The sequence below is a fragment of the Anoxybacillus sp. TBDG-1 genome (assembly GCF_054815885.1).
Genome location: NZ_JBTZSY010000061.1, coordinates 1 through 11,408, shown reverse-complemented (window position 1 = coordinate 11,408; position 11,408 = coordinate 1). Strand labels below are relative to the sequence as shown.

The window sequence follows — 11,408 nt, the reverse complement described above, 5'->3', positions numbered from 1 at the left end:
CTACGACCGCTCGGTTAACAGCCGAGTGCTCTACCACTGAGCTACTGCGGAATAACTCAATCATTAGGACTGTTTATATTGTATTTACTCTTTTTTGATTTGTCAACTGTCTTTTCTATTTTATTTCTTCGTCGAATAACGACGGCTTTTATAATTTAGCATATAAAGATTTGGCTTGTCAACACTCTTTTTTTATTTTTTTCAATTTCCCTCGACAAAAACCACATACGTATCGAGTTGTATCTACCGCTTTTCTTCGCACGTACATATAACGACATGATGTACATTCGTAATAATACGTTTTCCTTTTCTTCTGTAATACAATGGGCTTACAAAAGCGTGGCGCTTGCACTTTTTTCAATAGTTCTCGAAAGTCACGATCGCGATGGCGATACCCTTTTCCTTCAAGATGCAAATGGTAATGGCATAACTCATGCTTGATGACTTGAATAAATTCATCTTCCCCGTATTGTTCGTAATATTTTCGATTTAGTTCAATATGATGCGTAGAAAGAATGTATCGTCCCCCAGTCGTTCTTAAACGATCATTAAATATCGCTCGATGTCGAAACGGCTTATGAAATACATGTAATGATATGCGCTCAACAAGCGCTTGTAACTCGCGCTCATTCATTTTATTTCCGTCCTTTCACCATTGGGCTCTTTTACTCATAACATAATAAAAAACAATTTGAAGGTGATCATTATGCCGATGTGGCTAAAAAAGCAAATGCGACGTGCATACTATGAGAAAAATCGCGCTCAAATTAAACTTCTCAATCAATGTTGGTTTTTTTATCGGAAAACACACTGCTCATGACAGTGTGTTTTCCGATGTTGGCGGAATCATTGTTAAAGCGATACGTTCTTTTTGCAAATCGACTGAATCGACCCATACTTTAACAATATCACCTACTGATACGACATCAAGTGGATGTTTCACATATCGTTTGCTTAATTTCGAAATATGAACAAGCCCATCCTGCTTCACACCAATATCTACGAATACGCCGAAATCAACAACGTTTCGTACCGTTCCCTCTAATTCCATACCTTTTTTCAAGTCTTCCATTTTTAACACATGTTTCTTTAAAATCGGTTTTGGCAAATCATCACGAGGATCGCGCTCTGGACGCTTCAGCGCATCGATAATATCTTGAAGTGTCAGTATTCCGATATTCAGCTCTTGTGCTACTTCTTCGATGCTGATCGCTTCAAGCGCACTTCGCAACTGCTCACTTCCAATTTCTTCCGTTGAAAAGCCAAGTCGATGCAACAATTGATATACTTCTTCATATCGTTCAGGATGAATCGGCGTGCGATCTAACGGCTCATCTCCGTCTAAAATACGCAAAAAACCGATACATTGTTCATACGTCTTAGCCCCAAGGCGCGGTATACATTTTAATTGCATGCGATTAGTAAACTTCCCATGTTCTTCGCGATATTTCACTATATTTTCGGCTACAGTCTTCGTTAGACCAGATACATATTGCAATAACGTCGAGGAAGCGGTATTGACGTTTACACCGACTTGGTTCACGACTGTTTCAACGACAAACTGCAACGACTGTTCTAGCTTTTTTTGTGACACGTCATGTTGATATTGGCCGACCCCAACAGATTTTGGATCAATTTTTACTAATTCGGCAAGTGGATCTTGCACGCGCCGAGCAATTGAGACGGCGCTCCTCTCTTCGACTTGCAAATGGGGAAACTCTTTGCGTGCTAAATCTGATGCAGAATATACACTTGCTCCCGCTTCATTGACAATCAAATAAAACACGTTTCCTTCCCATTCTGCAATTGTATCAGCGATAAACTGCTCCGTTTCTCGCGATGCCGTTCCGTTGCCGATGGCAACCAACTCCACTCGGTATGTATGAAGTAATTGCTTTAATTTTTCTTTTGATTTTTCGACCTCATTTTTCGGTGGATGCGGGTAAATAACATCAATATGGAGTACTTTTCCGGTCTCATCGACGACAGCTAACTTACATCCTGTACGATACGCTGGGTCTATCCCTAAAATGACTTTCCCTCTTAATGGTGGTTGCAACAATAAATTGCGTAAGTTTTCGGCAAAAATGTGAATTGCCCGTTCTTCCGCATGTTCTGTCAGCTCATTTCGTACATCTCGTTCAATAGATGGGGCAATTAAACGTTTATATGCATCTTCAATTGCTTCAGCTACAATGTCAACCGCCGGTGATTGCTCATTTGTTATGACTTGTTTACGAATGTACTCAATCATTCGGTTCGCGTCTACGTGAATGGCAATACGTAAAATTCCTTCTTTTTCACCCCGATTCATCGCTAAAACGCGATGAGCAGGTGCTTTGGCGATCGGTTCCTGATGATCATAATACATTTCAAATACACGCTTTTCGTCTTTTTCTACTTCTTTTCCAAAAGAAACAATTGTGCCCGTTTGCCATGTTTGTTGACGAATCCATTGACGAAGCGCAGCGTCATCTGACACTTTTTCAGCGATAATATCTTTTGCACCTTGAATGACTTCTTCAACCGTATGCACTTCTTTTTGTGCATCAATAAACAGTTGCGCTCGCTCTTTGATGGGTTCGCTCGGAAACGTTAACAACCATTCCGCAAAAGGTTCGAACCCTTTTTCTTTTGCAATTGTTGCTTTTGTTCGCCTTTTTTGTTTATATGGGCGGTATAAATCTTCCACTTCTTGCAGTTTCGTTGCTCTCGTAATCGCTTCTTTCAGTTCGTCCGTTAACTTTCCTTGCTCATCGATTAGACGAATGACTTCTTCTTTTCGCTTCGCTAAGTTTTGCAAGTAATTCCATTCATCTAAAATGGTTCGAATTTGTACTTCATCGAGCGCGCCAGTCATTTCTTTTCGGTAACGAGCAATAAACGGGATCGTATTTCCTTCCTCATGAAGTTGAACGACTTGTTGCACATGCACAAATGGAATGTTTAATTTCGTAGCCAATTGCTTTAGTAGCTCCAAACAAAATTCCTCCCCTAAACAAAAATAGCTACACAACGTAGCTATTTTTCCAACGTATTAAAAATCAATAAGACCAAGACTAATTTGCAATGCTTCATCTACTTTATCCATCATTTCGTCATCTAGATGGGTAATCTTATCTGTCAGACGTTGTTTATCAATCGTCCGAATTTGTTCAAGCAAAATGACAGAGTCCCGTTCAAATCCGTAGCGCTTTGCGTCGATTTCAACATGTGTAGGCAACTTCGCTTTCTGGATTTGCGCGGTAATGGCAGCAACAATGACGGTTGGACTGAAACGGTTCCCAATGTCATTTTGAATAACAAGCACAGGGCGCACGCCCCCTTGCTCTGATCCAACTACTGGAGAAAGATCGGCAAAATACACGTCACCACGTTTGACAATCAAAAGATTACCCCCCGCTAACTAAGCGTTCAACGGTGTGGTCAGCTTCATATTCCGCAAGAAAAGCTTCCGACGCAAGCGACAAATTAATTTTCGCCATCTCCATATACCCACGTCTCATCGCTTCCCGAATTTGACGTTTTTTCCGTTCGCGGATGTACATTTTCATCGCTTGGTAAATGAGCTCATTTCGGCTGCCGTTTTCTTGCTTCACAATTCCATCTAATTCGCTCACTAACGCCTGCGGTAACCGAATAACAATTTCTGTTGTTGCGCTGGATTCAGACACAAACACACACCTCCAACTAAACTACAACCACATAGTCGCTCCCAATTTACATCATACCATTTCATCATCGCGATGCAAAGTCATTTCGAGCATCATTTGTCCAAATTTTGTAGAAATTTTTCGAAAAACATCGTTCTCATTGCATCTATCTACTATAATACCGCATTTCTCACTTCAATTATACTCTTGTTTTTTAAAAAAATACGAGGAACACGATAACTAATTGTACAAGGAACTTCGTAATTAATCGTATTTACATGCGCTGCAACATCATCAATGGAAATACGATCTCCTTGTTGTTCACCAATAAGCGTCACTTTTGCACCAACAGGGAGTTCATAAGGTAAACGAATCATCATTTGATCCATACAAACACGCCCAACAATCGGAGCTCGTTTTCCATCAACAAGGACAGAAAAGTGCTGCATGCGACGCAACCAACCGTCTGCATAGCCAACCGGAACCGTACCAATCCATTCATCGGTTTCTGAGGTATACGTCGCCCCGTAACTGATTTTTTCCCCTGCCTTCACCTTTTTTACGTGCGTTAAACGGCTATGAAGCGAGAATGCTTCTTTTAACGGATACGGCAAGAATGGTTTCATTTCTTGTGACGGTGTCAATCCATACATAGAAATACCGAAACGAACTGCATTAAATACGCGATTAGGATAGCGTAATGCCGCTGCGCTATTGGCGCAATGGATGAGCGGTGGCTTGAGCGGTAACCATTCTAGCATGTGTAAAAATGTATCGTATTGAAATGAGAAATAGTCCGCATTTTGTTCATCGGCTGTCGCAAAATGTGTATATACTCCTTCAAGTACAAAACATGTATGTTGTTCAAGCACATGTACCATTTGCTGTACTTCTTCTTTTGTTTTCGCTCCTAATCGCCCCATCCCTGTATCTAACTTCATATGAACGTTCAATGGGTGGTCATATGGGACATACATCACCGCTTGCTCTAACCAATCCACTCGAAAAATTGTTAACGCAATATTTTGGCTAGCCGCTAACGGCGCATATAAAGGGTTTGTCGCCCCAAGTACGATGATCGGGACGTCTAAAGGGATCCCTTTTTTTCTTAGCGCGAGCGCTTCGTCCAAAAAGGCTACGGCTAAACGTGTTGCACCTGCTTCAAGCGCTGTTTTCGCTACTTGGATATCTCCATGTCCATAAGCGTTTGCTTTTACAACAGCAATGACATCAACATGAGTCCCGACGTGTTGTTTCATCGATTGTACATTATAAAAAATTGCATCTAAATCAATTTCTGCCCATGTATCGCGATAAAATGCTCGGTCCATCCTTCATACCCCTTCAAAAATATGTTCACGTTTGATTATTTCTTTTGTCCTTGCATGATGTCAATAAAAAAATAAAGACCCGCTACAGCGAGCCTCATTTCATCATTTTTCCTTGCACAGAGCGAGCAATGGCGATCATTTCATCTGTCGTTAACTCTTTCGACGCAAGGACAAAATCGATCCCTTTGTACGTCCACGTTAACATTCCATCCGACAATGCACCGACGGCAAAACCTAAGTCAACCGGTTCCCCGCGTACGGTTGTCGAAACGTTTGCAGTTGGAAGAGCGTGCGCTTTTTCTTGCACAAGCGTAAACGATTTTTCCCCAACAAAGGTCATCACGATTCGTTTCCCGTTTGCTGTTGTAAATTCTTTTTCTTCTACAAGTTTCACGCCATCAAGTTCATATGTCGGGTACATGACAGGAACTGCTTGTTGATTCGCTTCTGTCGTCACTTCTTGTTCATTTTCCAACTTCGCTCTCGTCATATTTTTACTTACATCAAAGGCGTTATCGTCAAACGCTGCATTCCATTCCACTTTTGAAAATTCTACAGTCAACATCGGTTGCGAGTCAACGTCCATGACGGTCACTTTTACTGGCGTTAAATCTTTTTTATTTAATGTGATCTCTTGTTTTGGCAACATTTTTTTGTTTTCATAATTTGTTTTCGTTTGGAACACGTAATGGTTTTTTGTTGCTTTAAAATCCGCTTTTGAATCAGCTAAGATGTCTTTTACGAGCGATTCGTACAAATACACTTGACTTGTGTTTTGCGGCCAGTCGCTTTGGAAACGAAAACTTTTATTTAGTGCAGGTGTTAATACAAATACTCCTTCGTCGTTTCGCAAAATCATTTGATGTTGATCACGCTGGGCGTTTTTCAAGTTCACACGATAGTAACTTGGAGACTTATGCCAAATTTCGATTTCATACACTTGTGGCTCCGTCCCTGTTTGAAGCGTCATTTTTGCTTCGGCTTTGTACCCAGACATCGTTTGCACTTTTTCATCGAGCGCTTTTAACACATCTTGTTGCGACTTTTCTCCGCAAGCGGTCAAACTGCCTACAACGAAGAGAAGCAGGCACAAAAAAAGCCATGTTCGTCTCATCTTTTCAACCCCTTTACCTCATTTGGACTTCCTTCATAAGCCATCATATGAGGTCAAACGGGAGAATATGCAGACTAGCTTGACAAGCGTTCAATAATTACTTGGGCAACTGCATAATGTTCACTATGTGAAATGGAAACGTGCACACGTTCATTTGGCGAAGAAGAAACAATATACGGTTTTCCATTTTCGTCATTTTTTATTTCAATATCATGAAAAGAAACGTGAGTCCCAATCCCTGTCCCTAATGCTTTCGCATACGCTTCTTTTGCGGCAAATCGCCCTGCCACAAATTCAATTTTTCGTTTTGCTGATCGGTCATGAAGACAAGTGCGCTCATTGTCCGTTAAAACACGTTCAATGAATTTTGGCTGTCGGTTTATTAGCTCTGCAATGCGATTTAATTCGACAATATCAATGCCAATGCCGATAATCATCTTGTATCCCTCCAATAAAGAAAAAGAAGCTATCCGTTCAGACAGCTTCTATCGCTTTGTGCGCGTTTTTGATCCACGGCCGCGCGTCTCGCTCCGACGTTGGCGCGTTTGTACTTGCCGTTTTTTCTCTTTTTTCATAATCGGCGGCTCTTCTGTCAACTGCACCGGCGTCATATCCGGCTCTTTCGTTAACATTTTAATACACGCAGCAACGAGTGAAACAGAGTCATGTTCTTCTAATAATTCCTCTGCAGCGCGTTTATAAAACGATAAATTGTTGTGCTCAATCGTCTCAAGCAATTTTTCAATCGCTGCCCGTTGTTGGCCTTCAAGCGCCTCATCTAACGTTGGCGGTTTCATCCGTTCCATTTTTCGCTTCGTCGTTTTTTCAATGTGGTGCAACTGTCCAAGTTCACGTGGAGTAACAAACGTGATCGCCATGCCTGTTTTGCCCGCACGCCCTGTCCGACCGATGCGGTGAACATAGCTTTCTGGGTCTTGTGGAATATCGAAATTGTATACGTGCGTGACACCAGAAATATCTAAACCACGTGCAGCTACGTCTGTCGCCACTAAAATATCAATAGAACCTTCCTTAAACTTACGCAATACAGATAAACGCTTTGCCTGACTTAAATCACCATGAATCCCCTCTGCTGTGTAGCCACGCAAATTGAGCGCTTCTGCTAGCTCATCGACACGACGTTTCGTTCTTCCGAAAACGATCGCTAATTCAGGGGATTGAATATCTAATAGGCGCGTTAACGTATCAAACTTTTTCTTTTCTTGAATTTCAATGTAATATTGTTCAATGTTTGGAACGGTCATTTCTTTCGCTTTTACGCGAACGAGTTCTGGATTGTTCATAAATCTTTCTGCGATGCGACGAATCGGTTCAGGCATCGTCGCTGAGAAAAGAAGTGTTTGACGCTCTGTTGGCACATGGCTTAAAATTGCCTCAATGTCTTCAACGAAGCCCATGTTTAACATTTCATCCGCTTCATCTAACACAACCGTATGCACATTTTGTAAACGGAGCGTACGACGCTGAATGTGATCAAGCACACGACCTGGCGTACCGACAATAATATGCGGATGTTTTTTCAATGCCCGAATTTGACGTTCAATATCTTGTCCTCCGTAAATTGGCAAAACGCGCACACGCTTCGTTGAACCAATTTTATATAGCTCTTCGGACACTTGAATCGCTAATTCTCGCGTTGGCGCAACAACAATCGCTTGCACCGCATCGTTGTTCATATCGATTTTTTCAATAAGCGGGATACCGAACGCTGCCGTTTTTCCTGTTCCTGTTTGCGCTTGACCAATGACATCGCGATTTTGCAAACTAAGCGGAATCGTTGCCGCTTGAATCGGTGTTGCCTCTTCGAATCCCATTTTACTAACTGCTTTCATCAACTCTGGACTTAATCCAAATTCTTTAAATGTAACCAATGTTTTCATACTCCTTCTTCAAATAACTTACGAAAAAAGGCATTCCGTATAGACGGAAGTGCCTTGTTGAAATTCATTCCGTAAACAGCTCTCGTTCATCATACCATTTTATGCATATGTTTTCAACAAATTGAACGCCTCTTTTTATTTATTTAACAAAGAAATGATTTCCTCTAGCTTCATACCACGAGATGCCTTGAGTAAAATGACATCGCCTGCTTCTGTCATTTTTTTCACATCTGCTGCTAGCTTTGCCTTATCGTGATAAGAACGAACATGCCCCTCGCTAAATCGTTTGCTCGCTCGTTCAGCAATCGCTTTCGCACGCTCACCGTATGTCAACACATAATCTATTTTTTGCGGATCGATCATCTCGCCAATTTGTTCATGAAAGGCAATTTCTTGTTCGCCCAACTCAAGCATATCACCGACGATCGCTATTTTTTTACGATATCCTGTCAATTGTCCGAGCAACTGAAGGGCAGCTCGCATCGACGTCGGACTTGCGTTATATGCATCGTTAATAATCGTTACCCCGTCAGAACGCTTTATGACTTCTGTACGCATTTTTGTTACAGATAAGCGTAAAAAACCTTCTTTCATATAGTTGATATCCACAGAAGCAAATCGGGCAACTGTAATAGCAGCAAGAGCATTCATCACATGGTGTCGACCGAGAAGCGGCATACGAAACGTTTCGTCTGGCCAATGATTTACCGTAAACGCTGTTCCATCCGCTTGAACATGAATATCAAGCGGATAATAATCGTTTGTCGGTTCCATCCCAAACGTTTGAATATGTGGAAGAGAAGATCGTTGCACATGCGCTTGCAACAGTGGTTCGTCGCCGTGATAAATAAACAACCCATCACGTTGTAACCCTTTCACGATTTCAAACTTCGCCGTTGCAATGCCTTCACGTGAACCGAGCTCTTGTAAATGTGATTCGCCGATGTTTGTAATAATCGCAACATCTGGTTCGGCAAGGGTAGCGAGAAGCTCAATTTCTCCGAAACCGCTCATCCCCATTTCAACGACCGCATATTCTGTGTCCTCTTTGAGGCGTAGAAGCGTTAGCGGCACACCGATATGATTATTTAAATTCCCTTCTGTTTTTTGCACACGGTATACTGTCCCAAGCAATGAGGCAATCATATCTTTTGTCGTCGTCTTTCCATTGCTCCCTGTCACGCCGATGATGCGTGTACGAAGTTGCTTTCGATACGCATGAGCTAGCTGTTGCAATGCAAAGAGCGAATCATCAACAAAAATGAGCGGCACATCTTTCGGTGCATTTGGCTCATGTTTGCTCCATAGCGCAGCCGATGCTCCTTTTTCAAACGCCTGTTGAACAAATTCATGACCGTTAAATGTAGCTCCTTTTAACGGAACGTATAAATTTCCTCGCTCAATTGTGCGCGTATCTGTCGACACACCGTGAATGACAACGGAAGAAAAACGCTCATCAATCGTACTGCCTGAAATCATTGTTTCAATGTCTGCTAATGAACGTGTAATCATATTATCACCTTAAAACACATACGTAATGTTCTGTTTTTCTTCATATCGCTCGATCGCAAGTTGAATGAGACGTTCAATTAACTCTTCATACGATACACCTGTATGTTTCCATAAAAGCGGGAACATGCTAAATGGCGTAAAGCCCGGCATCGTATTCACTTCGTTAATATACGCCTCCCCATCTGCCGTCAAGAAAAAGTCGGCGCGGACTAATCCAGCTAAATCGAGCACTTTAAAAGCAGTAAGTGCCATTTGTTTTATCGTTTCGTATTCTTTATCTGTAATGTTTGCTGGGATGACTAATTCTGTATTTCCATCGACATATTTTGCTTCGTAATCGTAAAATTCTTTTTTCGGCACAATTTCCCCAACAACAGAGCAAATTGGCTCATCGTTTCCGATCACCCCAATTTCTACTTCACGACCAACAATCGCTTCTTCGACGATGACTTTTCGATCGTAACGAAACGCCTCTTGGAATGCCACTTGTAGCTGCTCACGGTTTTTACATTTACTTATTCCTACGCTTGAACCTGCATTTGCTGGCTTGACAAAACACGGATAACCAAGCTCACGTTCTACCGTTTCATATACGGTTTCTTTATGCTTTTCCCACTCTTTTCTTAAGAAAAAAACATAATGCGCTTGTTTTAGCCCCGCTTGCGCAAACAACTGTTTCATAACGACTTTATCCATGCCAACGGCCGATGCTAGCACACCATTTCCGACATATGGTACGTTTAATAATTCTAGCATCCCTTGTACCGTTCCATCTTCTCCGTTCGGTCCGTGTAAAAGAGGGAAAATAACATCAACGCGCTCTTCTTTTTTTTCCAAACGATCTGCAATAGACGCGAGCGCTGGCAAACCTTGTTGAAAGGCAAGCTGCTTCACATCTTGCACTTCCCCTTCAATCGCTTCCCCACGCAACCATTCTCCATCTGTCGTAATGTAAATCGGAACAACCGTAAACTTTTCTTTATTTACCGCATTAATGACAGAACGCGCTGTTTGTAATGATACTTTATGCTCAGGCGATTTACCGCCGTATAATACACCCAACGTGATTTTCATGTTCGTTCCTCCTCAACTGTTCATTCACTTCATTTATTGTAGCATAACTGCTTTTTTATTTATATGACGAAACGAGCCTAGATGGTGACGATGCATATGATTTCCGTGTTTGGAAACGATAGAAAATATAATAGGATAAAAAGGTGTGTGGTTATGAATACAGTGCAAATGCTATTCGTTTTAATGTTATCGATTGGACTGATGAATCATGTCATCATCATTCCTGTGTTGCTTGAAGTTGCTGGACGAGATGCATGGATATCAACTGTCATCGGACTTATATTGCTTATCGTATTTCTCCCTGTTATTTATTTCCCTATAAAACAATCGCAACAGACGCACATCTTTCAATGGTTAAAAAAAAATATCGGAACTCCAATCGCCTATTTTATCGCTTCGATTACATGTATATATTTACTGATTATTAGCGTTGTGACATTAAAAGATACGACAACATTTACAACAACATCATATTTAACAAGAACACCAAACTGGGCGATCATCATTACACTTTGTGTCATTTGTTTTTATAACGCCTCGATTGGTTTATCATCCATTGCCAAAACATCAGGTATTATTTTACCTTTCGTCGTATTGTTCGGTATATTTGTCGCTTTAACGACTATACCACATAAAAATTATGAGCTGTTAAAACCTATGCTCGAAGATGGATGGGAACCTGTTTGGAAGGGGATCATGTATGTCGCTGCTGGCTATGGAGAAATTGTTCTTTTACTATTTATGCAACAACAAATGAAAACGAACATTTCTATCCTGAAAACAAAATTTGGCAAAAAACAACCCCCACCTAGCCTTTGGAATA

Annotated in this window: 11 protein-coding genes and 1 pseudogene; 2 read left to right on the top strand and 10 right to left on the bottom strand. The window is 41.4% G+C overall.

From position 1 onward, the window contains the following. Positions 1–178 precede the first annotated feature (178 nt). Complete coding sequence (locus ACYQY7_RS12970; protein ID WP_461202656.1) at positions 179–634, bottom strand: SprT family protein; 456 nt, start codon at positions 632–634, stop codon at positions 179–181. 72 nt (positions 635–706) lie between these two features. Between ACYQY7_RS12970 and cmpA the strand changes: the two genes are divergently transcribed. Next, on the top strand, positions 707–820 hold the full coding sequence (gene cmpA, locus ACYQY7_RS12965; RefSeq protein ID WP_171335225.1) for a cortex morphogenetic protein CmpA: 114 nt from the start codon (positions 707–709) through the stop codon (positions 818–820). Here the strand turns inward: cmpA and ACYQY7_RS12960 are convergent. From ACYQY7_RS12960 to ACYQY7_RS12920, 9 genes and pseudogenes are all read right to left on the bottom strand, one after another. Next, the gene (locus ACYQY7_RS12960) at positions 815–2,980 is read right to left on the bottom strand and encodes a Tex family protein (RefSeq protein ID WP_461202655.1); all 2,166 of its coding nucleotides are present in this window, start codon (positions 2,978–2,980) and stop codon (positions 815–817) included. The genes cmpA and ACYQY7_RS12960 overlap by 6 nt on opposite strands. 57 nt (positions 2,981–3,037) lie before the next feature. Then, a complete protein-coding gene (gene ndoA, locus ACYQY7_RS12955) occupies positions 3,038–3,388 on the bottom strand; it encodes a type II toxin-antitoxin system endoribonuclease NdoA (protein WP_003253417.1) in 351 nt (116 codons plus the stop codon). A 4-nt stretch (positions 3,389–3,392) separates the two neighbouring features. Beyond that, positions 3,393–3,674: a CopG family ribbon-helix-helix protein gene (locus tag ACYQY7_RS12950; RefSeq protein ID WP_003398486.1), complete on the bottom strand. Its 282-nt coding sequence runs from the start codon at positions 3,672–3,674 to the stop codon at positions 3,393–3,395. A 152-nt stretch (positions 3,675–3,826) separates the two neighbouring features. Next, a complete protein-coding gene (gene alr, locus ACYQY7_RS12945; protein ID WP_461202654.1) occupies positions 3,827–4,984 on the bottom strand; it encodes an alanine racemase in 1,158 nt (385 codons plus the stop codon). A 94-nt stretch (positions 4,985–5,078) separates the two neighbouring features. Continuing rightward, the gene (locus tag ACYQY7_RS12940) at positions 5,079–6,098 is read right to left on the bottom strand and encodes a LolA family protein (RefSeq protein WP_461202653.1); all 1,020 of its coding nucleotides are present in this window, start codon (positions 6,096–6,098) and stop codon (positions 5,079–5,081) included. Positions 6,099–6,172: 74 nt separating this feature from the next. Continuing rightward, positions 6,173–6,535 carry a holo-ACP synthase gene (acpS, locus tag ACYQY7_RS12935; protein WP_461202651.1) on the bottom strand — a complete coding sequence of 121 codons (363 nt, stop codon included), beginning with the start codon at positions 6,533–6,535 and terminating at the stop codon, positions 6,173–6,175. A gap of 66 nt (positions 6,536–6,601) precedes the next feature. Beyond that, positions 6,602–7,999 (bottom strand): annotated as a pseudogene (locus tag ACYQY7_RS12930) (DEAD/DEAH box helicase); the annotation flags it as partial. Between the two features lie 135 nt (positions 8,000–8,134). After that, positions 8,135–9,511, bottom strand: coding sequence for a UDP-N-acetylmuramoyl-tripeptide--D-alanyl-D-alanine ligase (locus tag ACYQY7_RS12925; RefSeq protein ID WP_461202649.1), 1,377 nt, complete (start codon positions 9,509–9,511; stop codon positions 8,135–8,137). A gap of 9 nt (positions 9,512–9,520) precedes the next feature. Continuing rightward, entirely contained in the window at positions 9,521–10,585 is a 1,065-nt protein-coding gene (locus ACYQY7_RS12920; RefSeq protein WP_461202648.1) for a D-alanine--D-alanine ligase, read from the bottom strand. A 153-nt stretch (positions 10,586–10,738) separates the two neighbouring features. Between ACYQY7_RS12920 and ACYQY7_RS12915 the strand changes: the two genes are divergently transcribed. Beyond that, positions 10,739–11,408 (top strand): endospore germination permease (locus ACYQY7_RS12915; protein ID WP_461202646.1); only part of this gene is annotated, 670 nt, incomplete at its 3' end.